Origin of the sequence: Flavobacterium branchiicola (genome assembly GCF_018383905.1) — a bacterium.
Lineage (GTDB): Bacteria > Bacteroidota > Bacteroidia > Flavobacteriales > Flavobacteriaceae > Flavobacterium > Flavobacterium branchiicola.
This window is the reverse complement of sequence record NZ_JAGYWA010000002.1, coordinates 631,387-655,319: the sequence shown is the minus strand read 5'-3', so window position 1 is coordinate 655,319 and position 23,933 is coordinate 631,387. Positions and strand designations below refer to the sequence as shown.

Annotated in this window: 17 protein-coding genes; 2 read left to right on the top strand and 15 right to left on the bottom strand. The window is 34.2% G+C overall.

What is annotated here, in order from left to right:
* Nucleotides 1-3: 3 nt before the first annotated feature.
* From KHA98_RS06350 to KHA98_RS06315, 8 genes are all read right to left on the bottom strand, one after another.
* The gene (locus KHA98_RS06350; RefSeq protein WP_213256401.1) at nt 4-1,512 is read right to left on the bottom strand and encodes a ferritin-like domain-containing protein; all 1,509 of its coding nucleotides are present in this window, start codon (nt 1,510-1,512) and stop codon (nt 4-6) included.
* 84 nt (nt 1,513-1,596) lie between these two features.
* Nucleotides 1,597-3,129 carry a peroxidase, FMP-type gene (locus tag KHA98_RS06345; RefSeq protein WP_213256399.1) on the bottom strand — a complete coding sequence of 511 codons (1,533 nt, stop codon included), beginning with the start codon at nt 3,127-3,129 and terminating at the stop codon, nt 1,597-1,599.
* A 953-nt stretch (nt 3,130-4,082) separates the two neighbouring features.
* A complete protein-coding gene (locus KHA98_RS06340; protein ID WP_213256396.1) occupies nt 4,083-6,167 on the bottom strand; it encodes a M56 family metallopeptidase in 2,085 nt (694 codons plus the stop codon).
* Nucleotides 6,164-6,526: a BlaI/MecI/CopY family transcriptional regulator gene (locus KHA98_RS06335; protein ID WP_213256394.1), complete on the bottom strand. Its 363-nt coding sequence runs from the start codon at nt 6,524-6,526 to the stop codon at nt 6,164-6,166. The genes KHA98_RS06340 and KHA98_RS06335 overlap by 4 nt, the downstream gene beginning before the upstream one ends.
* Nucleotides 6,527-6,729: 203 nt before the next feature.
* Nucleotides 6,730-7,368: a porin family protein gene (locus tag KHA98_RS06330; protein WP_213256392.1), complete on the bottom strand. Its 639-nt coding sequence runs from the start codon at nt 7,366-7,368 to the stop codon at nt 6,730-6,732.
* Between the two features lie 74 nt (nt 7,369-7,442).
* Nucleotides 7,443-13,634 (bottom strand): M4 family metallopeptidase, encoded by a 6,192-nt coding sequence (locus KHA98_RS06325; RefSeq protein WP_213256390.1) that lies wholly within the window; start codon nt 13,632-13,634, stop codon nt 7,443-7,445.
* A gap of 90 nt (nt 13,635-13,724) precedes the next feature.
* Nucleotides 13,725-13,862: a hypothetical protein gene (locus KHA98_RS06320; RefSeq protein ID WP_213256388.1), complete on the bottom strand. Its 138-nt coding sequence runs from the start codon at nt 13,860-13,862 to the stop codon at nt 13,725-13,727.
* Between the two features lie 167 nt (nt 13,863-14,029).
* Nucleotides 14,030-15,679, bottom strand: coding sequence for a tetratricopeptide repeat protein (locus tag KHA98_RS06315; protein ID WP_213256386.1), 1,650 nt, complete (start codon nt 15,677-15,679; stop codon nt 14,030-14,032).
* A gap of 323 nt (nt 15,680-16,002) precedes the next feature.
* Here KHA98_RS06315 and KHA98_RS06310 point away from each other — a divergent pair, with 323 nt between their 5' ends.
* Entirely contained in the window at nt 16,003-16,599 is a 597-nt protein-coding gene (locus KHA98_RS06310) for a Crp/Fnr family transcriptional regulator (protein ID WP_213256384.1), read from the top strand.
* A gap of 137 nt (nt 16,600-16,736) precedes the next feature.
* On the opposite strand, the gene KHA98_RS06305 is transcribed toward KHA98_RS06310, so the two are convergent.
* Genes KHA98_RS06305 through KHA98_RS06275 form a run of 7 tightly spaced genes read right to left on the bottom strand, consistent with a single transcriptional unit; the run spans nt 16,737 to nt 23,417 of the window.
* Complete coding sequence (locus tag KHA98_RS06305; RefSeq protein WP_213256382.1) at nt 16,737-17,108, bottom strand: group III truncated hemoglobin; 372 nt, start codon at nt 17,106-17,108, stop codon at nt 16,737-16,739.
* Between the two features lie 32 nt (nt 17,109-17,140).
* Complete coding sequence (locus KHA98_RS06300; protein WP_213256380.1) at nt 17,141-17,908, bottom strand: ABC transporter permease subunit; 768 nt, start codon at nt 17,906-17,908, stop codon at nt 17,141-17,143.
* Complete coding sequence (locus KHA98_RS06295) at nt 17,892-18,614, bottom strand: ABC transporter ATP-binding protein (RefSeq protein WP_213256378.1); 723 nt, start codon at nt 18,612-18,614, stop codon at nt 17,892-17,894. The genes KHA98_RS06300 and KHA98_RS06295 overlap by 17 nt, the downstream gene beginning before the upstream one ends.
* Nucleotides 18,611-19,843: a nitrous oxide reductase family maturation protein NosD gene (locus KHA98_RS06290; RefSeq protein WP_213256376.1), complete on the bottom strand. Its 1,233-nt coding sequence runs from the start codon at nt 19,841-19,843 to the stop codon at nt 18,611-18,613. Before KHA98_RS06290 ends, KHA98_RS06295 begins: the two co-directional genes overlap by 4 nt.
* Before the next feature lie 31 nt (nt 19,844-19,874).
* On the bottom strand, nt 19,875-20,879 hold the full coding sequence (locus KHA98_RS06285; RefSeq protein ID WP_213256374.1) for a nitrous oxide reductase accessory protein NosL: 1,005 nt from the start codon (nt 20,877-20,879) through the stop codon (nt 19,875-19,877).
* 54 nt (nt 20,880-20,933) lie between these two features.
* On the bottom strand, nt 20,934-22,907 hold the full coding sequence (gene nosZ, locus KHA98_RS06280; protein WP_213256372.1) for a Sec-dependent nitrous-oxide reductase: 1,974 nt from the start codon (nt 22,905-22,907) through the stop codon (nt 20,934-20,936).
* A 33-nt stretch (nt 22,908-22,940) separates the two neighbouring features.
* Nucleotides 22,941-23,417 carry a c-type cytochrome gene (locus tag KHA98_RS06275; RefSeq protein WP_213256370.1) on the bottom strand — a complete coding sequence of 159 codons (477 nt, stop codon included), beginning with the start codon at nt 23,415-23,417 and terminating at the stop codon, nt 22,941-22,943.
* Nucleotides 23,418-23,544: 127 nt separating this feature from the next.
* Between KHA98_RS06275 and KHA98_RS06270 the strand changes: the two genes are divergently transcribed.
* A complete protein-coding gene (locus KHA98_RS06270) occupies nt 23,545-23,916 on the top strand; it encodes a hypothetical protein (protein WP_213256368.1) in 372 nt (123 codons plus the stop codon).
* Nucleotides 23,917-23,933 lie beyond the last annotated feature (17 nt).

Here is a 23,933-nt window from a genome sequence, read left to right as displayed (position 1 = left end):
GAATTAAACCAGATTTTCTTCGGTTAAACTTGCCATTGCCTGTAGCAGTTTTTGATCTGCTTCCTGTAAACCGTTCAAATATTGAATGTGTGGCTGAGTCTTAAAGTTTTTCAACTGCACTATAATATTGTTTGATGCTTCCAGAAGATCTCTGTGCAATCTCCATCGATTGTGTTCCCCAAATGGTAAATCAAATGTATAAGGCAGTGTAAACGGAGGTCCGGCGACTTTAGTACTATTTTTTGAGATAGGCGTCTGAACCAAAATTGTAGCCAGACTTCTTAAATTGTACATTTCTCCAAATGCCGAATTGATAATCATACCTCGAGGAGAAGAATTTCCTGAATTATTAAAACCATTATCTAATAAAAAACTATGATTTAAGAAATTAAGCAATAATCGATAACGAATGTCACACAAGTTCGCCCAAAGTATAGCTTCCGGACTTTTAATTTCGTCACTTTCTTTTTCCTTTTCTTTTTCCTTTTCTTTTTTTGAAGTATCTGCATCTGACGTTTCTTTTAAATCAGATCCTGAACCTACATAAGGATTTGTAGCTACATCTCTGGAAGGATCAAAAGCATTGTTGGTTTCATCTAGTATTTCTTTGTACTCTGTGTAGATATGCAAAAAACGTTCAAAATGAGATGGTAAACTTTCATCTGTATCTAATCCTTCTCCCTGTTCTGCTATTTCCGACAAGGCGTTGTAGGCATCATCGCGGGATAATAACGGAGCCACCAAAACATCGGGGCTTTTTGTGTAGATATTTTGTCCGTCACTTCCTCTGCTTCCACCTTTATATCCACGTCCCCATTCATCAAATTTTGCCTGATAATTGTAAGTCGCAGCCTGAAAGGTTTCATCTGAAATTACTTTTGGATCTTTAATTAACTGAAGCAACACAACAAATAATGCTCCAACAGTATGAGGATCTGATACAGTTGAATCTACAGAAGTTCTAATCTCAATTGCCAAAGGATCATTTCCTGCCAGCCACTCGCAAGGCGCTTCGGCATATACATACTTAGCAAGCGATTTAAGAGAAAATTTTTCTAAAGTAAAAGGAAATGGATAAAAAGGGCTGTCCCAGGGATAACTTTCTCTTCCAAAATTTAAGGGTGCTCCAATTACTTTTAATACATTTTGAACCGAGATGAAATGTCCCATTTCTTCCTTAGCTATCCCCAAAATAATATTTTGCCAGGTATGTACTTTTTCCTGATATTTTTCGGGAACTTTTGGCCCTCCCATACTGTATGCTGAATACAGATATTGCAACATCAGTCCCTGTTCTATTTCTGCATCAATCTGAAGCAGCATTGTTATATAATCTTTCCCATTAAACTGAGATGGTACTTTAAAAGGTTCTCCGTTTTTTAAACGATCACAATTACTTATGGCATCGCCAGCCATGAACATCCCTTTGGCAACATTTGGCTGAGGTGCATTGGCTTTTGCCCATTCTAATATTGGCGAGATAAAATGATCTCTTTTTTCGTTGTAATTCATGGTATCTTTAGTTAGTTGATCTTTGTTTTTGATACAAAAACATCACAGTATTTCAATAAAAAAATACTGTGATGTTTTCTAATTTTATGATTTATGATAAGGACATTCTGAAGCTGATGCAGAAGAAGTAATTATGTGTGAGCTAGGAAATTGCTCTTCGATTAATTTTCTTTGCTCTGGCGAAACATCATCAATTTTACGAAGTGTATTTACCTGAATGTGCGGCCAGCTTGTAGTTCCTCCGTTATCTCCAAAATCAAATTCAAAAAAGATAATCTGTTCGTATTGCAACTGAAGAATTTCTACTCCGTTTTCTTCGACTGTTTCAATCCACATTCTCATGTTCATTTCGACAGTCGGAACAAAACGATTTACAAATGGAACATTTAATATCCCTCCTTGTGCTCCTGTTTTATTTTTGGATGATAAATCGATACGTACGTGATTTTTAATCACCTTTCCTTTGTTATTATCGCGCAAACGTAAATCTGGTCGTACAGAATAAGGATATAAATGATGGGCAAGTATACGCTGAGTATAAATTCTGTTTTCTTGCGGGTCATTTTCGTGATCCAGTTTTTCAAATACCCAGGCTGGTGGTGGCGCATCAAGATTTATAGGGTCGGCCTCACTTGCTCCTGCGCCTCCCATTGTTTGGGAAATAGAAAGATGATCGTACTTCCAGGCTGCATCCCCGCTTGGAAATGCCGGAGCACCCTGTATTAAAAAACTACTTCCTTTTGGTTTTAGATCACCCAGCAAGGTTACCGTACTTCCATGAGGAATAACACCACTTCTGGAGATGGAATAATCTGGAATAAAATACGTTCCTGTCTGACCTGCTCCCGGTTTAAGCTCTTTGGCTGCTATAATATTATAATACTCACGACCGTTTAGATTTTCCAGCGTTACATATTCTTTTACACCTTTATCGTTTATAACCAAAAAAAGAGTTTCATCCTGATAACCACTTTTATATAAATGTCTATTTGGATCATCTGGTGCTACGGCATGAATACCACGATCTTCTTCAATCGTTTTTTTGGTAGCGGCATAATTAAATATTTGACTCAGCCATAAATACATTCCGTTTTCTTCGTGAATCGGAGTATATTCCAAAGAAGACTTACCCAGAACTCTATTGACACTTTTTATACTTTGATCATATTTAACAGCTCCGCAAAATTGCTCGTTTGCTCCTCCACGATTACGAACTCCTCCGGGAACCAGATTAAAGGTTAGTTTTTCGATATACTCTTCGCATTCAAAGCTATACTTCCCGGGAATTGTTCCTGCATTTGTTCCGGGAGATGGCATAATGGTGGTATGTATTCCGCTTCCTACCAGATTACCCTGGTTATCGTTATAACTAACCCATGTACCTTCCAGCATACTTAAAACCCCATAATCTACATTTTTAACAATTTCCTGTAGATTCTCTTCACGAAAAGGATTAATTGGGGTTTCGATCAGAAGTTGCTTATAATTTGACATCAACTTTTCTAATCTGCCCTGATCACCAGGAGTAAATTTCAATAAGGATTCATTTCCGTCAACTAAATTTGCGGCTAATTCAGATTCATTTAATTCATCTGTGAGGTTTTTACGTTGTAACATAGCATTTGTTTTTTAAGGTTAATAATTTATGTGTTAATATGGTTTCAGGATTATAATGTCAATCGAAATTGGCACTTCATTAACGAACAAATTGTTCTTACAATAGATTTGGGATTACAATAAATTTCGCGTTTCTTTTAAATCGTTTTTATAATTTTTAAGATGTTTATAAGGATTATTTTCATTCTGTTATTTTCTCTCTTAACAAAAAACATAACAATCTAAAAATCAAACAACAACATATAAAAATCATATTTAAAACAAGACTCGTTATTTAAAAAAAAGAGGGACTTCTTTTTCTTCAACTCAGATTCCTATCTCAAAAGATCCAGAACTTTTCAAAATTTATTCTTACAATATTAAAGCTAAATTTCAAAAACAAACTAAGTGTTTTTACCTGTTTTTTCTTACTTGATAAATTGATCTTTCGGTTCTTATAATTGACGGAGATTCTGCAAAAAATATAGATGGAGATACAAAAAATTATTGCAAATAGGACTTTAGCCAAAATTATGCGCTAATTTGGCTAAAGCCTGCCTTACTTACAATTCATAAAATCCCCTGGTTAAAACCAAGGGCTATGGAAATAACCTTAAACCGTTGGGTGTAATTAAAATAGTGTAAATTTTGACGCGGATTAGACAGATTCGTTATCACGAAAACGCGGACAAAAACGGATTTGTATAAAGAATTAAAAAAAAAAATCTGTTTTTGTCCGCGTTTTTACGAAGTAAATCCGTTTTATCCGCGTGCTATTTTTATTCAAAGGAGCATTTTTAAACATAATAACACCCAACGGGTTAACCTTAAAAACTTATATCTATTTAGATGCAATTTCACGTAACGGATTAAATCATCCGTTTAATCGCATAAAAAAAGGTTTGCACATAAAAATGTGCAAACCTTTTTCTTTTTTGGCTCAGTCTCAAAAGCCAGTTAATTCTGAGTTTGATTTATTTTCCCAGAACTTTTAACTGAATATATTCTTGCAGGTCATTAGAATTATGTCCTTTTCCTTTCATCGATTTTATAAAAGACGTCGTAGTTCCGGTAGCTTTAGCTCCAACAACATCTTCAATATTCAAATTAGAAAAACCAAGATCTTTATATTGCTGAATTAAATCCGGAGTTATGTTTTGTGATTTTAAGGCAATTAAATTTTCTGCTTGTATGTCTTTAAAACCTGATTTTTTAAAAGCATTTGCATATTCCGGTGTAACATTTAATGACTTAAAAGCCATCAAATCACCATTTGAAAGATCATTAAATCCTATTTTTTTAAAGGAATCAATATATGCCTGATCAATGTTTAAGGATTTGAAGGCGATAATGTCATCGTTTGAATCGTTTTCATCATCATTGTCTTCTTTATTCTTATCCTTATTTTTTTCTTTATTCTTATCCTTATTTTTTTCTTTATTCTTCTCTTTATTTTTTTCCTTATCTTTTTTACCGTCATTAGTCGAATTATGAAAATCAGAGATATATTTTCCATCAATACCCTGAGATTTTAAAGCTATAATTTTATCCGGACTAGCCTCTTTATAACCTGCATTGCGTATTTCTTCGATATAAGCTTTATCAACTCCAAGTGCTTTAAAAGGAACCAGATTTTCTACATCAATATCTGGTACTACTTCTTTAATAGATGTGATGTAAGCTTCATTTATGCCTAATGCAGCAAGAGGAATTACATCATTTTTATCAAGATTTGTATAACCTTGTTTTTTAAGCATTTGTACATAAGAACGTTTAATATCTAACATATAGAAAACCACAAGATCACTGTTTTCTGAAAGTACAATTCCTTCTTTTTCCATTGCGGCACTATAGTCTTTATTAGGTGTAAATCTGTAAGATCCCATTCCGTTATCTCCTTCAAATTTACCGGTAAAAGTCATTGTGCCTGCCTCGCGCGTTCCTGTAAATTCACCTTTTTTGTCTCTTGGAAGGTTTGAAAAATCGCTTAACTGAAAAGTGTGTGATGAAGTACTATTTTCATCGCTTTTGAATTGCATGTTTACTTCAGTACCTTTTATGGTAGCAAACCAACTGCCTTCTGTTTTCATTTCGCCGTGAATTTCAGCATGTTGTTCTTCTTTTACTTTAGAAGTAAGCGTTTGACTTTGTGCTGCCGGCTGATTAAAAAGGCACACAAATAACACCATAATTGGTAACAGGAAAAAGTATTTCCAGGTGGTGTTTACATTTGATTTTTTTGAGTTCATCATGATGATTCGTTTTTTTAAAAGTGATTGATTATAATTGGTTGTGAGACTCAAAGGAAATTGGGGCGCTGCAACTTTAAGCAAGCTAAACTGGTAACTTTCTCTTTCAACAGTTTCTTGTTGCAGCATTTTGTCGTCTGTTAAAAATTCCAGATTGATTTCTAAGGCTTTTCTCCATTGCCATGCAAAAGGATTAAACCACTGAAATATAAGCACTAACTCGGCAAGCAGAAGATCTACAGTATGCTTTTGCTCGATATGAATTTTTTCATGCTGCAAAATCTGATCGTAAGTTTCCCATTCGTATTTTTCAGGATTGATGAAGATATTATTGGCAAAAGAACAGGGTGCTTTGTCTCCCGTAATTTCGATAATACGGAATTTTCCGTCCTGAATAACGGAACCCGAATAGGATCTGTAAACCAAGATTACGATTTGCATCAAAAAGTTAAGTCCAAAGATTACCACACCAAACCAATACAAATAAATCAATGATTTACTAATGGTTTCAAAATTGATCATTTGTTTCGTTTCTTCAGCAATTGCTGGCGCAACTTTCAACTCTTTTGCTTGTACTTGTGTAGTATTTCTGATTGGAGTTTTAAAAACTTCAATTGGTTTATGTTCCGAAACTTTTCTCAATGAAAATTGCTGAGGCACGGGAACCAAAGGCAAAACGAAAGCCAAAACCATACAGAAAAGCAATACAAATCTGTTGAGATGAAAAAATGTTTCTTTTTGCAGCAACAGCTTGTAAAACACAAGGCATGCAGAAAGAACCAAAGCCGTATAAAGAATATAAGGTATCATATTTTCTCTTTTTTAATGATATTTACTATTTCGTCCAGTTCTTTTTCTGACAGCTTTTGCTCTTTTGCAAAAAAGGCAAGCATTCTTGGATATGAATTATCAAAATACTGGCTTACGACATCTTTCAATGCAAATTGTTGGTACTCTTCTTTACTAACTACAGGAAAGTAACAATTCATATTACCGGCAGTTTCATGATTCAGAAATCCTTTTTCTTCTAATATTTTTACGATAGTCGCCACGCTATTATAATGTGGTTTAGGATCTGGCAATTGTGGAATTACATCTCTTATAAAAGCTTTGTTTAAATCCCAAAACACCTGCATAATCTGTTCTTCTCTTTTTGCTAACTTAATCATAGTATGAAAATTTTAACGCAAGATACTACTAATTAATTAGTAGTCAAACTAATTTGTTAGTAATTTAACTAACCGATTAGTTTTTGCAAGAAAAAACAAAACTTAAAACATTGTTTACCAATAAAATAAACACTTTTAAAACAAAAAAAACCATTCTTAAAAATAAGAATGGTTTTTAAAACATGAAGTCATACTAACTCGATCTAGAAAAAATAACCTACGGTTATCTGAAAAATTCTATTCTTCATGTCACTGTTAATTACATACGTGTCTGTTGCTTCTTTAAAAACATCAGAATAAGAAATAGTATATCTTAAATCTGCATAAAATTTATCTTTAAACTGATAACCCAATCCAAAGTTTGCAGCAGCATCTACTCCATTTGTAAAATCTGATAAATTGTAATTATCCTGATTTTCATAACCTAAAAAGTTATCCTGAGATTTGTTATTCGCTTTTAAAAGTATTCCGATTTGTGGTCCGGTTTGCAGACTCAATCCTTTTACTACATAATATTTAAGCATTACCGGAATATTCAAATAATTCAATCCGATTGTACTTTTATAATGTGAATTGGCGATCGCTGCATCAGAATAAGAAAGTTTTACTCCTTGCTGACTGTATAATACTTCGGGCTGAACTGAAAAGTTTTTTGTCAAAGGAATTTCAGCCATAAGTCCTGCTGTAAATCCGGTTTTTGATGATGAATTTAATTCGCTTTCATCGAGACTTAAACTGGAAATATTCAAACCTGCTTTTACACCCAATTTAACTTTCTTGTCCTGAGCCATAACAGACCCGCAGAGAAAAAGGGAACATAAAATTAATATGGATTTTTTCATAATATTCATTTGTTTGTTTTTTAGAACGGTAACTCTAATGGCTTAGAGTTACCGTATTTCTATCTCTTATTTTGTTATTTCTTAATAACCTTGGCTGTGTATTTTTTATCTTGTATCATACAGTCTAAAATATAAACTCCAGTTGTTAGCTGACTTACTTCTATACTTGATGGCATTTTTGCATAGGTTTTACTCCATAATACATTACCATCCATTCCGTAGATTTTAAGCTGTGCTTCTCCACTAACCTTATCCGCTAAGAAAATATTTAGATTATCAGTTGCCGGATTTGGGAAAACTCTAAAAGAATTAGTTAATTTCCCAATAAGTAAACCTTTAGAATCAAGTGGCTCTGACATTCTGGTACATCCGTGTGCATTAGTTACTTCAACTGTATAACTTCCTTCCCATATTGTCGCTACCATTTTTTCGGTTGCACTTGGTATAACTCTTCCGTTTAAATACCATTGGTAAGCTGCCGCATCTACAGAAGCACTTAGTTTTTTGTTGTCTAAAACCTGAATTTCCGGCACTGCATTTTCAAGAATCGTAATGCTTGTACTCAAAATTTTTCCTATTCCGTTTTCATTATAAACCGTAACATAGTAATCACCGTTTTCTGTTGTGGTATAGGTTGGATCTGTAGAACCGTCAAACCATTCATAGGCAGAATAGTTTCCTGGATTTAAAACAACTTCAGGACCACAAACCTCTCCACTTAGCAAACCAGATTCAAACGTATCAAATACAACTTTTACAGTTTCTGTAAGTGTACATCCATTTTCCAATACAGCCGTTACGGTATAATCTCCGGCTTTATCAACATCTATAGCGTTAGTAGCTGCACCTGTATTCCATAGGTATGAAGTAACTTCTAATTCTTTATCAAGAAAATTAGTTTCGGCATCAATATACAATGTTGTTCCTGCAGAAGCGTGAAGTACCGTTTTATCAAATATTTTGAAATCTGAAGATACATTTTGGTACACATAATTTTTAACTATATTATTTTGTGTTATAATATCGTCTTCCAATTTTGCATTAATAGTGAACTTGTGAGAATCTCCCGAATCATCCAATTTTGGTTGTTTGATAAATGTATATTCTATACTTTCTCCAACAGGAATTCCTGAAGCAACATTTTCAGAGATTTTTTCTGAAGTATTGTAATAGTCTAAATCTAATTGAATAGCATTTGCAGCAATGGCAACTTGCCCTTCATTGGTAAGTTTCACTTTTACTTCGTTGTTACCACAAACATCTTTTGGAGATAAAATTTGAAGTGATACATCTAAAACAGCTTCATTAACTACTTTAAGATCATCTAATACCAAATAAGAATATCCATCAGATTTAGCATGTCTAAAACGGAACATTACCGATTTACCAGCATACTTAGTAACATTTGCTACTCCCTTTTGCCATTCTGTATCTACATAAGTACCTTGACTTGTAGCTCTCCATGCTTCTTTCCACTCACCACCAACTGGTTTTACATCTACGATTAATGCATCATTAACATTACTTTGCAATGCGTAATAAAACTCTAAAATTGTAGCATTCTCACTTAGTTTATAAACTGGAGAGATCAACTCAGAGTAGTAATAATAACCTTCTAAAGAACTGTATAACAGTTTTCCGTTAGTATCACCTGTGCGGTCTTTTTGAGGAAGTGTCAAATAAGTATTATCAGGTGCCGGAAGAGCTCTCCAAGGATAATTTTCATCACTTTGATTAGAAACAAATCCTTTAGATCCAAATATAGAACCTTGCGTTAGACTTGTAAAACTCTCCGCATTTAATTCTGCTGCGTTTGCAACAACTTCAAAAGAAGCTGTCAAACTTGTAGTACTAGGAGCACTTTGTCCTTCGGCAGTCGCCTGTACTTTTATCTCATAACTTCCTGCTTCTAATTTAGGAAGACCGTCTATTTTATAAGCAAGATTTTCACCCAGTCTTACAGTAGCTGGTCTTTCTAATGAAACTGGTTCACCAACAGCAGTTCCGTTTTGAAATATTTGATATTTTAATGAAATCTTATCAATTACCTTATAGCCCACATTTCTGGCGTCTATAAAAAATTCAGACGAAGGCGCATCTTCATACACACTTTCTGCTACAACTAAATTAGATAGTTTTAAGTTTTCTTTGGTTGGATTAATTTCAATATTATCAACTGCAAAACCATTAGCAAACAATCCGTTGTCATTGTGCTGAAATGCAACCATTACGCACGATTTTCCTGCATATGGAGTTAAGTCAACATTATATCCAAACCAAGCGCCATAATACGGCATATGAAATACTTCTGTCCAAGTTGTTCCGCCATCGGTACTTACTTTTACATAACCGTCTGAAAGATGTTGAGGATCTCCGAAAGCATCAAATGATAAATGTGCTTCTTTATAATTGGTTAAATCAAGTACCGGAGAAACAAGCATATCGTTTGAAGCATCACAATTGCATTTGTCATCATTACTTGCCATAAATTTGGTATGATCATCAATAAACCATCCAGGAGATCCTAAATCCGGACGAGCTCCGCGTTGCCATCCTGCTGCACCCTTATTTTCGTAAGTTCTCCATCCTTTGTAGTTAGAAGCATCTTCAAAGTCCATTTTATAAGGAAGCGTAGTTACTTTAACATCTTCATTATTCCAGTTGTCATATGCAAATACATAAGAATTATTTGCCTGTTTTACATCTGCAGTCATATCTTCAGGGAAAACAGAAACCGAAATAGTATGTTCTCCGATATTTTGCAAACTGATATTTGGAACAGAATAAGCAATAGTATCTTTAAACTTAGCAAAGTTTAAGGTCGTCTTTTCTGTTTTTGAAAAAACTTCTGTCTTTGCAGCGTCAAGGATTTTTGTTGTCACATTAACCACCTGACTGCTTGTAGCAAAATTATTGGTGATTAAAGTTCTTACTGCAACATTCTTATTATCAACAGTACATTTTCCAGCGTCTAATTTTGCTGAAAGAACCTCTAAATCATAAGGAGCATTGCTTACTAAAATATTGTCTACAAATCCTCCTAAAAAGCCATCATAATAATCATCTGATTTTACATGGAAACGAATTGCTACTTTTTTTCCTGCAAGATCATTTAGACGAATCTGATATGGATCTTTTTTAAGAACGGTATTTATTCCGGTAAACCAAGGACTGTGATCTGTATCATCATCACCATGTACCGTTTCAGGATAATTTACGGTTTCGATTTTTTTCCAGTTTTTACCTTTATCTTCAGAATATTCAACAATTACACCATCATATCCTCTATGAAGTAAATAATATAAATCGAATTCTATATAAGGAGAAACAACATTTGTAAAATCGAAGATTGGAGATTCTAATACAAAATCAGAATTAAGTCCCATTTTTTCACCTGTCTTAAGATCTACTAATCCCCACATATATTGAGACTTAACATTTCTGAATGAAGCCGGGTAATTTTGGAAAATAAATTTTTGTGTTCCCCCTAACACTTTTGTATTCCATCCTCCCGGCGTTCTTTCAAAACCTTCCGAATAAGGTAATTGTGTTACAATACCACTATAAGATGCGTTTAATATGCTGTTATTTGTTGCATCAGGATCCTGGCTAAATGTTACATAAGCCTCGTAAGTATGAAGTCCTTGTGCAGACAAATCTACTGTTCCGTCAAAAGGAATTGTTATTTCCGATTTTCCTTTAAAATCTGACTGTAGCACAACATCTTTCCAAATCAATGTGCTTCCTGCTTTCGTATTAGCATATCCAATCTTTAGCGGAGTTCCAGCCGGTATAGCTGCGCAGCCCAAATTAGAAAGCGTAATAGATAACTGATAATTTGCACTAAGTGCATCTCCAGTATAATCAGGCATTTTTAGCGCCGTTACCTTAATATTAAAATCTTTTTGAGCAGTAGGAACTACTATTTTTGAAACAAAAGAATATCCTTCTTTTACGCCAAATTCTTTAATAGGATTAAGATCTATTTTTACCTCTACATAGTTTATGCCACCTCCAACTTGATAAGGTATCTTACTTAAAAGTGCTAAAGTTGTTTCTTCTCCAACTGCTAAATCTTTAGCAAAAGAAACTTTATCCTCATTAGTATAAAAAACAAGCATTCTTCCTAAGGCACTAGCCATTGCTCTTAGTTTGAAATTTAAAACTTCATCTGCTTTTATTACTGTAGTTCCGGTATTTTTTACCGTTACATAAAAAGGCTCATCTCCTTTTAATTGTCCGCAAGGCAAAGATGGCTCCTGAACAGAAACTAACGAAATTTGTTTGTCTCCATAAGCTGCCCCTACACCAATTGCATACCAGGCATTGGTTACTTGTTTGTATTCTTCAGAACCTAATCCGTACAAATCTTCTGTAGCCATTAAAGTCGCCTTACGCATGTCTTGAAAATTTGAAGAAGGCGATAAGTATTCTGTAAGTGCTATGTAAGCAATTTTTTCTGCTTTCGCCAGACCAATCGCTTTGATACTATAACTGTTATTAAGGTCGTTTACACCTTCTCCTCCTTCTGCCAACAAGTAAAACCAATAATTAGTAATACCACTGTTCATGTGCACACCACCATTGTCATATCCAACATTTGCAGGATCTACCCAGTTTGTTCCTCCGTAAGTATCCGGCTGACCTTCTGCTTTAGGGTTTGACATGCTTCTTAAACTTCCGTGAGTATATAACTCATCACCAAGCATCCAGATATCATTTTTACTGTCTTTCCCTGCGTAAAATTCAATAGAAACACCAAAAATATCACTAAAAGATTCGTTCATTGCTCCCGATTCTCCCTGATAAATCAACCCTGCTGAAAACTGCGTTACAGCATGCGTTAACTCGTGACCTGTAATTCCTAAACTTACGAAAGGAGAATTGTCTCCATCTCCAAATTGTGTCCATCCTCCGGTCCATGAAGCATTTTCAACCTTTGTCCCTAAATGTGCAATACCAAACATGATCATTCCATTATCATCAACACTATTTCGGTTGAATTTTTCTGCGTAATAATCAACAGATTTTGACAATCCCCAATGAATATCGATTGCAGCTTCATCATGATCTTTATTGTACAAATCATTCCAGTTATTATCCTGATCAATAAAATCAGTAAGTACTTCATCAGCAGGAAAATCTGCATGGTTCATGTTTATAGTATAAACAGGAACCTTAAATTTGCTTTGTTCTGCTTCTAATTTATAACCGTCTGCATATTGTTTGGTATTAAAAGTAACATCACCTGCGTAACGCGCTTTTCCCTTTCCAATACTTTGAAAAGCGAATGCATTAGGATTTAAAGCCACCTTTTTTCCAAAATTCTCTTTCGTTTTTCCAGTACTTTCATTTCCTGTATGCACGTCACGGCTTAAGTCAATTTTTAAAATAACTTTTCCAGTATTTGCATCTACATAAATAGTCTGACTAGATTGCGGATTTGTAGCGAAAACATCATATTTCCACGCCAAGTGATATTCCGTTAATTCAGAAGAAAAATTTGGTCCAACATACACCAATTCACCTTCTGGTTTTGTGCTGATTTTTTTATGAACTAAAGAAGATAATTTCTTGTTCTGCCAAACATATTCCTTGGCCTTTACAGTATTTAATGCATTTTGTAAACCAGCCGAAGCATTCACTTTATAACTACTGTTTGCCGGCAGTTTTTTACTAATGTGTCCAAAAGCATCAATTTTATTTTTACTGTCTCTTACTTTATAAATTGACCCTTCTACCGGAACAGAATTGTGCATTTGCTGGTACGTTGCAAGGCTTCTGCCGTGTTTATCTGAAACCGATTTTAGCTGCATTTTATCCGAAGTAGACAATTCAAAATCAGCTTTTTTGACCTCAAATACATTTCTGATGGTCAAATTAGAAGATTTGGCAAAAGACCTGACTTTTGTGCTGTCTGCAATCTGGATATTTTTGGCTGTTGAAGCGCCCTGACTTTTGCTATACAATTTTTGGCTTGCTTCTGCTCTTTTATTTACTGCTTCACTTTCTTCCTGAGAGAGCGTTGTGCCATTTATACTCTTTTGAGTCAAAAGAGGATTAGCACTTGTGTCTTCCTGAGCATTTTGATCACTGTTTTTCTTAGAAACTTGATCTTTTTTTTGAACTGCAAATGGCGATTGCACTGCCGTTTGCACATTGGCTGTTTTGCTCTTTGGCAAAGGTGACTGAGCCATTCCTGTAGAAAAGGCAAAGAAACCTAACAAAAGAAACAAATACCTGGGTTTCTGGTAAATCTGGTTCATTCTTTTAAATTTAAAGTTAATATTAAGGTTGTTTGGTCAAAAGCTACTTTAAAATGGCGCATACAAAACCACAAAAGCAGATTCTAAAAATCAATTTGGTGGTTGATCTTTAGAATCTGCTTTCGCTATTTTTTGTAAAATTTTTAAAAGGGCACTCTTTTTTGTTTTTGCTTCTTCTAAGAGTTGCTCCAAACTTTTAAGTGGCACATTTTTTTTCTTCGCGTTCATCCAAACTTATTTATAATAGATTGGGTAAATGTAGAACGGAGCTACAGCCTAAGAAAAAAAAGTACTATTGTAAAAACACTCGCAGACAAATATGGGTCACATATTTACCACTCATTTAAAAGTAACCATAACAATATCAATAAATTAAACTTAAAATTTATTTGTCATTATTCCGGTTTAAATGAGTTGAGATAAGTGGAAAGATTTACTTTTTCGTTGGTCAAATCGAACTTTTTACGAAGTCTTGTTCGGGCATTTTCAATCGATTTAAAAGACTGACCTGTAATCTGAGAGATTTCTTTTGTCGTTAAATCAAGATATAAAAGCGCACACAATCTGCGGTCTTTTGGAGTAAGTGAAGGATAATCTATAGTAAGTTTATCAAAGAAAGATTTATGAACCTGCTCAAAACTAAGTTCAAATTCTTTCCAGATGTCGGTATTCAAATTCTTTTCCAGACGTTTTAAAACAATATCAATGGCTTGTTGCATTTCTTTATTGACTGTTTTGAGTTTTATCATTTTAAGATCCGTCAGGATTTCATTGATATTATCTGTACGATGAATTTCGGACATTGCTTTGCCAATAAGCACCATATTTTTGGCCTCGAGACTTTGTTTAAGTTCCTGTTCTTTTCGTTTTAATTTTTCTTTTTCGAGCTGATTTTTAATATTGTTATTTCGGTATTTTATAAGCAAAATAATCAAAATCAAGATCCCTACAACCAGTATTAATCCCACGACATAATACTTAAATCGCGCTTTTTCCTCCTCTAATGTCCTGATTTGGCTGCGCACTTTGTAATCCTGTTCCAGTCTTATTCTTTCCAGATTTACTGCCTTATGCTCAATGTTTATGCTGTCGCTAATGGCATTATACTTCTGAAAATAAAATACGGCATTTTTATAATCTCCTTTTTTTAAATAGCTCTCATACAATAATCTATTCAACTTTAGACTGGAAAAACTATACAGGTTACTTTTTGATAATTCTAAAGCTTGCTTTGCATTAAGAATAACGTCATCATACTTTTTTTCTTCAAATTTATATTCCGAAAAAGCCCCATAAACAAACACTTTTACCGAATTATCAAGAGGATTATTTAAAACGGAAAAGGCTTTATTAAAATACAGGTCACTATTTACTTTATCTTTCTTGAGTGCATAAGTCCTTGCCAGGTTGGTATAAACATACGTTTTTAAAGTAGCATCAGGCAAAGTATTAATTATAGCGTGTGCCTTCTGAAAGTAGTACAAAGAAGAATCAATATTTTTTCCAAGATAGATTGTTCCAATATTGTTTAAAATTTTTACCAGTTTAGCCGGATCTTTCTTTGATTTTTGATAGTGATATACATTTAAAAAAGATTGTAGTGCTTTCTCTTTGTTGTCTCCTTGTGCATAAATAATCGCAAGATTGTTTTCTAACTTCGCTACTTCTTCCGTATTATTTCTGCTTTTGTAAATATTATAGGCTTTTAAATAATATTGCAAAGCAACATCTAAAACATCCTTATCTGCATACATTTTACCTGTCGCAAGATAAACCGAAGCCAGGCTCAGTTCAGGATCTTTTGCTTTTTTGGCTTCTTCTTCTGCCAGTTCAATATATTTTATAGCCCTTTCCCAATCTGAATGCTCTAATTGTATTGCAATTTTCTGACTCAGTTCTGCCTTTTTATCGTGATCACTAATAGTGTTCAGGTTATCAATCAGTTCTTTTGTGGAAGACTGAGAATAGGTACAAAAAGAAGTAAAAAGAAGAATTAGGAAGAATAATCGTGCCATCATGAATAAAATCTCTAAAGATGGTTTCAAATTTAAAGAAAATAAATAGTTTTAAGAAAAAACATAAGTAAATACCATTTTAACAAATCTATCAACGGCGATTTTTGCACTTAAGATAGCTGAACAAAGTTAAAACCGATAAAACACTATAAATCAAAACTATAAAAACTAATTTATCTACTAAATAAAGTAAATTTTGACTCCTTTAAAAACCTAACATTTATCATGTTTTTTTTACTTGCAAATACATTTCTTTGATACGAAATTTAAGATAGACACTTTTTCCTGAATAGAAAACAAGTCGAGTTTTAATCCGAAACAAATCCTTTTTAATGTATTAATAGTTTACTAAAATGCACATTGATACTGATTTACTTTATACCTGGGGCGCAGTTGCAAAAAAACTGCCCAAAAATACCATCATATTTTATGAGAATGATGCACCACTCTATTTTTATCAAATTCTGGAAGGTGCAGTAAAAATGATTTATACCAACGAAGATGGCAAAGATCTGACACTTGGTATTTTTACAGCAGGAAACAGTTTTGGTGAACCTCCCCTTTTTATTGGTCAGCCCTATCCTGCTTCTGCCATAACCCAGACAGATTGCGTAATCTTAAAACTTTCAAAGTCAAACTTCTTTTCCTGTCTTGCCGAAAATCCTGAAATACAAACCAACGTATTAAAACTTTTTGCATGGAAAATCTACAATAAAATTGTTTTTTCTAAAAACATCATCAACCATAAACCCGAATATCGCATTCAGTCTTTTTTGGATAATTTAAAAAAACAACAGAACATAAATTCTACGATAAAAATGAAAATCCCGTACACCAGGCAAGAGATTGCCGATTTTACGGGTTTACGCGTCGAGACCGTTATAAGAACGCTTTCGCTAATGTGCAAGAATAAAAAAATTGAAATTATCGATCATAAATTATTCTATTAATCTGTATCAATATGATTTTGGTCATACTTTATATAATGCTTTTGCGTTTACTTTGTCAAGGTTAAAAAGTAAATTATTAATTCAGTTCTAATAACTTTAAAATAAAAACGGGAACCTTTTTTAAGTTCCCGTTTTATTTAACTGACTACTTTGTTCATCAGTGCTTTTGAAATGTTATTTGCCCTTACTTTTACTTCATTTGCTTTCTCGCCTTCAAATAAATCATCGACTGTTTTTTTCCACAATTTTGTCCAGTGTTTAAAATGTGCTTCTGTCAAAGTGCTTTTCTCATTCAATATCCTGTGCTTCATCATCGGATTTCCATCAAAATTTCCAGAGTGAAAGAGAATATTATCCCAAAAATCATACATAATTGGTAAATGTTTTTGCCAGTTTACAGCTGCTACTTCTGTAAATAAATAACCGATAACCGGATCTGCTTTAATCTTCAAATAAAAAGCATCAACCAATATTGCTATATCATCTTTATTTTTAATATCTGTTTTCATATTGCTTTTATAATTCAAAAATTCATCACAAACTAAAGATCTTTCGTTTCAAATTTTCTAACTGAAACTAAAAATGGCACCACAATCCATAAAACCAATAACAAAAAAGAAACTATTAAACCGATTGTTGTTCCAAAAAAATCTTTAAAAATGGCACCGGTATATCCCATCATCGCAGATTGATCGAGATGTAATAAAATTTGGATACGTGCAAGATCAATTGGACTTAAAGCTGTTATTCCGACCATTGCTTCTTCAATAGGATATTCTGAAAACTGGAATAATAAAAATAGCACCATTGCATCAAAAAGAATGGCAAAATACAACCAGAATAATATTGCTAATCCGATGCCTTTTGCTTTGTCACGAGTCAGAATACAACTTAAAAAAGCCAATCCGACAAATACAACCGAAATTAAACAGCCCGACAAAAGCATCATTAATCCGGCCATGTCTGAGCAATTTATCAAAAGTGGAATTCCTGCACCCAGAAAAAAAGCTAAAACCATCGCCACTGATAGTCCGATAAATATACTGATCCAGATTTTTTTTCTTTTAATTGGCTGACTTAGTAAAAGTTCAATAAACTCTGAGCTGTTGTAAATGTAAATCGTAGAAAAAAGTACCGAAACTAAAGGAACTGTAAATAGAATTACGTTTAAAATCGTCAGAAGTCCTTTGGCTGTATTGTCTTCCAGCATAAAAGATCCCCACGAAAGCAAGGCCAGAATCAAGGCATAACTTACGACAATCTTATTCTTGAGTATGTCCACGAGGACAATCTTAATTATCCTGTTCATGTTGCTTTTCTTTTAAAATTGTGGCTATCGATTTTGATATTTTATTTTCTCCTGTTGATTCCAGAAGTTCTTTGATTGTTTTATGGAAATGCACTTTTCCGTCCTGCATAAAAATAATCTGAGTAATCATATCATCAAGTTCGCTCAAAAGATGCGATGTAATCAATATCAGTTTTCCTTTGTTTTTCTCTCTGATGATCTTTTCCTTCAAAATTTCCGCCGCCAAAGGATCTAATCCTGCCGTGGGCTCGTCCAGAATCAAAACATCAGGATTAAAAAGGAAAGCCAATGTTGCGCTTACTTTTTGCGTTGTTCCACCTGATAATGTTCTCATTTGTTTGTCACGCATTTTATCCAGTTTGAAAGCTTGTATCAAATCTTCATCCAATGTTGCTTTTGAATTTCTGATTTGTTTGATCATTGAAATGATTTGTTTGATCGTCATATTATCCGGATAACGACCAATTTGCGGCATATAACCAATATTATTTCGATAATCAAACTTCTTTAGAACCGATTCATTGTTTAGCAAAATATCGCCATTATCCGGAAGAACCATTCCTAAAATAGACTTTATCAAAGTGGTTTTTCCACAACCGTTTGGACCAATAAGAGCAATGCATTCTCCAGCTTTAAACTCCAGATTGACATCTTGTAATACTTTAAGTTTGCCAAAATTTTTATTTATATTTTTTAAAGTAATCATAATTGAAGGGATTTCATTTCGGGAGTTTCGTCAACAAAATTATCGGGCGTGATACTCGGAAGGATTTTTTCAGATTTATCTAAAAGCGTAATCATAAAGCTGCGAAACAATAACATCGCAGACGGATTATTTTCTGTAATTACAGCAAAGAGACTTAAGGGGTGAAAAGGAACATCACCTGTTCCGTCCCGATTTAGGTCATAGCCTTCGTATTTGTCCCAATAATTATTATTGAAATGATTGAGGACTAAACTTCCATTTGTACTGATATCAAAAGTATTGGCAAGAAAATTATTAAACGAAATTTGATTGTCCATGCAACTTGCCTGAATCTTCATTCCCCAGCCGTTATCCTTAAAAACATTCTTTTCGAGCTGAACTCTGCTCGTGCCTTCCATATAAATTCCCGACGTGTTGCGAATAAATTTGTTTCCGATGATATAACTATCTGAGATTTCTTTTAAAAGCAATCCGTACGCGGCATCACCCCAGTTTTCTTCGAAATAATTATTGAACATTTTTACATTTTTGGTAAACATTACAGCAACTCCGGCTCCGTTATTCTTGAAAACATTGGAGATATAAGCATCATCATTTGAAAACATAAAATGAAGTCCGTATCTAATATTTTTTGTAGAAATATTTCGCCAGATTACCGAATTAGAAACAAATTCAAAGTAGATTCCGTCACGATGTCCTGAAATTTTGTTTGCTGTAATCTGCAAATTTTCGCTTTTCCAGCAATGAATACCATTTCCTATGCGCTGTTCCTCTTTTTGATGCGCACTAATAATGTTGTTTTTTATGATACAATGTGTTCCTTTTTGAACATAAATCCCGAAGAAGTTGTTTTCCAAAATATTATCTTTTATTACAACTCCGGTTTTATTGTATATTTTAATTCCGCAGGGATCATTCAGGGAGGCGTACCCTGAATTAACAACCTTAAACCCAGATACCACAACGCTGTCAGCTTTTATAGAAAGCACTTCAAATTTTTGTTGTCCGTCCAGAAGTGGAAAGTTTTTTCCCTGCAGAATTATTTTTTTATCCACTATAATATTGCCCTCCCGATAAACTCCTTTATAAACAGTAATTGTATCGCCGGATTTCGCCAAATAAATCGCTTCTTTAATCGTTTTTACAGCTCTATTTTGACCGACCTCTATGGTTTTAGCCCAAAAAAAATTAAAAACCAATAAGAATGAAAGACAAAAATGCAGTTTCATATTTTTAAATTTTAATTAGAATCCGGACTTTTTACTTTTGAAGAATTTCTGTCCATTTTATTTCTTTTGCTTTTGAAGCTGCCTCAAAAGCTTTTGCCTGACTTTTATCTGAAAAAGCAGCAATGTTCCCGTTCATCGGACTTTTTACAGCGCCTCCAAAAACAAAAAAAGCTTTATCTGCCAGAATCAATTCATTGTTTTGGTTGTAATTATGAACATAAAAAGCTTTGATTTTTACATTTTGGTTTTCCTTGCAATAATTCGCCATGCAACCTATATCATCAAATTTGTAGGCTCGCCCTTTTTCGGTTATAATTTCAGCTCCGTGTTTACCATCACTAATGCCCATTTTACAATAATCGCAATTATCAACGTTTAGTTTAATAGGAACTGATTTATCACCCGAACATGACAAAAGAAACCCTGAAAGAACCAAAAGACTCAATAAACGACCTGATTTCTTAGCTCCATATTTCTCTTTTGCAATTGCCAGAGCAAGTAAAACTCCCGTTCCAATGAGCATCCATCCTCCAATATCCGGAATTGAAAAGGCGCCAAAATTCAATAGTTGCTTATAACCAATCATAGGCGGCTGATATGCCATACCCGGAACTCTGATAGCAGCATTGGGATCTAAATTGTGACCGTATTCATAATTCCATCGGTAGAAATCACATGCGGAAAGTATCCCAAAAATCAAAAAAGAAAAAAAGACTGCATAAAGTGCTTTTTTCTTTGCTGATAAAAAAGAAACTATCGCAGCAATACCAAAAGCGCCCAAAATATAAGGCAAGACCTTAAATTCTATAAAATCTTCGGTATGCAAAGTCTTCATTCCTATGTAATGATTAAGTCCGTTTATGATATCTACATTGCCTGCAATTTTATTGGCATGAAGTTTTAAAACCAAACCTTCAGGATATTGAGGTGCTGTAAGTTCAATTCTCCAAATTGGGAAAAAGATTGCTCCAATCAACAAAAGACCTGATGCTAAAAGAGTCAATTTAGAAAAGTTAGAAAGTGTATTATTTCTCATAATAATTCAAAATAAAAGGGAACAAAGAATACTTTGTTCCCTTGTGGTTACTGGCTATTCTTTTGGTAAGTTGGTACCTAGACTATAAGTAATCGGAACATTACTTCCTGCAGGCGAAACGCGAACGTATCCCTGCATTTCCTGATGCAGCGCACTACAGAAATCGGTACAATAGAATGGGAAAATTCCTTTTTTCTGCGGAACCCATTTCAGCGTTAATGTTTCTCCCGGCATGATTAGCAATTCGGCAGTATTTGCGCCTTTGATTGCGAAACCGTGAGGAACATCCCAATCTTGTTCAAGATTCGTAACGTGGAAATAAACTTCATCTCCAACTTTGATTCCTTCAATATTATCCGGTGCAAAGTGAGAACGAATACAAGTCATATAAATATGAACTTTATTGCCTTCTCGAACTACTTTAGATTCTTTTTCCCCTTTTGTTACAAAAGCATGATTGTTGTCTGCTATTTTGTAGAATTTCAACTGACCGTTATTTCTAACTTTTTCTGCCGGAATACCTTGTGCGTAGTGCGGTTCTCCAATTGTTGGGTAATCTAATAACAGTTTCATTTTATCTCCGCTGATATCAAATAACTGCGCACTTTGTGCCAATTCTGGTCCAGTTTCTAAGAAACGGTCTTTCGTGATTTTGTTGTAAACCACCATATATTTTCCATATGGTTTCTCTGTATTTCCACCCGGAATCATCAAGTGACCAGGAGAATAATACGTCGCTTTTCGGTCTAAAACTTTCAAATCTTTAATGTTCCATTTTACAACTTCAGAAGAAACAAACATTGTCGTATATGCATTTCCTTTTCCGTCAAACTCTGTATGCAAAGGTCCTAAACCAGGTTTTTGAACTTCGCCATGCAAGGCAGCTTCATATTTAACAACCGGAATTCCGGCATAAGCTCCGTCAAATTGTTTTTTAGCAATCGCATCTTTAAGTTTTGTAAAACTAAATACAGGAATTAAAGCGGCTAATTTTCCACTTCCCACAATATATTCTCCTGTAGGATCGATATCGCAGCCGTGAGGTGATTTTGGACACGGAATTAAATAGCAAATATCTTTAAGTTCTGCAGCATCAAGAATCAAAACCTCTTTTTTCATCTCCGATTTGGCCGTTTGTGTTTTTTCGTCCCATGTATTATGAGCGTAATTTGCAGGAACACGTTTTCCTTTTCCGGCTTTGATATATTCCTCTGCTTTTTTCCAGTTTACCGCCATGATAAAATCTTTATCATTTTTAGAAGCATTTACTTCCAATAATGTGTTGGCTTGTTCTGTGTTGTAGCAAGAGAAAAAGAACCAACCGTGCGACTCTTTTTTACCCGGGTGACTAAGGTCAAAATTTACTCCGGGAGTTACAATTTGGAAAGCCAAATCCAACTCTCCTTCCTTCCCTACTTTTACAAAACTAAGATGTCCTTTGAAGTTTTTCTTATAAGTATTAATTGGAACATCTCCGTCGTCATTATCAGCAGGAACACTAAAACGGCTTGCTCCAACAACATACTCTGTATTTTGAGTGATAAAAGGCGAAGAGTGATTTCCACCGCAATTCGGAAGCTCAATAATTTCGGCTGTTTTAAAAGTTTTCAGGTCAATACGTGCAATTCTGGGTGTATTATTTGCGTTAGCAAAAAGCCATCGTCCGTCTGTTTCCCCGTTTGTCTGCGATAAATCAAGATGATGCTGATCGTCCCAGGGCACGTATCCGTGTGAGGTATTAAGCATTGCTTTGGTTTCCTCACTATAACCGTAACCACTTTGCGGATCTTGAGAAAATACAGGCATTACGCGTAAAAGTCTTCCGCTAGGAAGTCCGTAAACACTTACTTGTCCACTAAAACCACCTGATACAAAATTGTAATATTCGTCATATTTACCCGGCGCAACATATACTTTTGCAGCTGCATCACCTTCAACAGCATCTGTTGAATCTTTTGGCTTGCAGGAAACAAAAAAGGCACATCCTAACGTAACTACGAAAATCGATTTTAAAAATTTATTTTTCATAAGGTTATTATTTAAATTTTGTCTGATTAGAAGTTATTTTACCCCATCATTCTGGCGCATATATTCTAATATAGATCTCGCTTCATCATCTGTTAATCCTTGATTTGGCATGCGAATCATACAAAGTTCCAGTTGAGCTTGCAATTCGGGATCTTTATCTATCATTGGGTCTGGGTTGGTGATGAAATTCATGATCCATTCCGGTGCTCTTCTTTCGGTTACACCTTTCCATCCCGGACCAACTAATTTTTCATCGGTTGCTTTATGACAAGAAGTACATTTTACCTCTGCAGTTTTAAGACCTTTTTCTGCTAAAGCTTTATCTAAAGTGGCTCCCAATTCAACAGTTGAATATTTTCCCAGACCTCTTTTAGGATCATACGATTCTGCTTCTGCAGTTTTTTCAGCCGGAGCTGGTGCAGAAAAATCCTGATCGGTATTTGATTTTTCTTTTCCGCAGGACACAAAAAAGAAAAATCCAAACATTGTTAATACGAGTAGTTTGTTCATTACTTTGTTTTTTTAATATGTTAAACTTTTGACCAAAATTCAAGAACTTAAATTTTATAAAGTATGACCAAAATCATACAACTAAATAAATATTCATAGTATCTTCGTAACCTCAAAATATAGGTTAATGAAATTTTGTGTTTACTTATTCCTTTTCTCATTGGTATTCAGACCGGCTTTTCCATTTTTGGATTACGTACTGAATTACCAATATATTGCAACGGAATTATGTGAAAACAAAACCAAACCGCAACTTGGTTGTAACGGTAAATGTCACTTAAAGAAAGAGTTGATTAAAGCGTACAAAGATGAAACGCCGTCATCTAATGATAAAAAAAGTGAAACAACAGAAACCGTAGTACTTTTTATAGTAAAAATTCCCGTTTTTACTTTTGAAACAAGTACGAAATCAATTCTAAAAGTCAATTCGGTATACCAGAATCTATATTCTCATTTAAATACTGGATCTGTGTTCCGACCACCTATTTTCAGCTGTTAATTTTTCTATTTTTTAAA

Excerpts from the sequence above, each read along its gene's own strand:
- KHA98_RS06350 (WP_213256401.1), bottom strand. The coding sequence starts at position 1,512 with ATGAATTACAACGAAAAAAGAGATCATTTTATCTCGCCAATATTAGAA.
- KHA98_RS06345 (WP_213256399.1), bottom strand. The coding sequence starts at position 3,129 with ATGTTACAACGTAAAAACCTCACAGATGAATTAAATGAATCTGAATTA.
- KHA98_RS06340 (WP_213256396.1), bottom strand. The coding sequence starts at position 6,167 with ATGATACCTTATATTCTTTATACGGCTTTGGTTCTTTCTGCATGCCTT.
- KHA98_RS06335 (WP_213256394.1), bottom strand. The coding sequence starts at position 6,526 with ATGATTAAGTTAGCAAAAAGAGAAGAACAGATTATGCAGGTGTTTTGG.
- KHA98_RS06330 (WP_213256392.1), bottom strand. The coding sequence starts at position 7,368 with ATGAAAAAATCCATATTAATTTTATGTTCCCTTTTTCTCTGCGGGTCT.
- KHA98_RS06325 (WP_213256390.1), bottom strand. The coding sequence starts at position 13,634 with ATGAACCAGATTTACCAGAAACCCAGGTATTTGTTTCTTTTGTTAGGT.
- KHA98_RS06320 (WP_213256388.1), bottom strand. The coding sequence starts at position 13,862 with ATGAACGCGAAGAAAAAAAATGTGCCACTTAAAAGTTTGGAGCAACTC.
- KHA98_RS06310 (WP_213256384.1), top strand. The coding sequence starts at position 16,003 with ATGCACATTGATACTGATTTACTTTATACCTGGGGCGCAGTTGCAAAA.
- KHA98_RS06305 (WP_213256382.1), bottom strand. The coding sequence starts at position 17,108 with ATGAAAACAGATATTAAAAATAAAGATGATATAGCAATATTGGTTGAT.
- KHA98_RS06300 (WP_213256380.1), bottom strand. The coding sequence starts at position 17,908 with ATGAACAGGATAATTAAGATTGTCCTCGTGGACATACTCAAGAATAAG.
- KHA98_RS06295 (WP_213256378.1), bottom strand. The coding sequence starts at position 18,614 with ATGATTACTTTAAAAAATATAAATAAAAATTTTGGCAAACTTAAAGTA.
- KHA98_RS06290 (WP_213256376.1), bottom strand. The coding sequence starts at position 19,843 with ATGAAACTGCATTTTTGTCTTTCATTCTTATTGGTTTTTAATTTTTTT.
- KHA98_RS06285 (WP_213256374.1), bottom strand. The coding sequence starts at position 20,879 with ATGAGAAATAATACACTTTCTAACTTTTCTAAATTGACTCTTTTAGCA.
- nosZ (WP_213256372.1), bottom strand. The coding sequence starts at position 22,907 with ATGAAAAATAAATTTTTAAAATCGATTTTCGTAGTTACGTTAGGATGT.
- KHA98_RS06275 (WP_213256370.1), bottom strand. The coding sequence starts at position 23,417 with ATGAACAAACTACTCGTATTAACAATGTTTGGATTTTTCTTTTTTGTG.
- KHA98_RS06270 (WP_213256368.1), top strand. The coding sequence starts at position 23,545 with ATGAAATTTTGTGTTTACTTATTCCTTTTCTCATTGGTATTCAGACCG.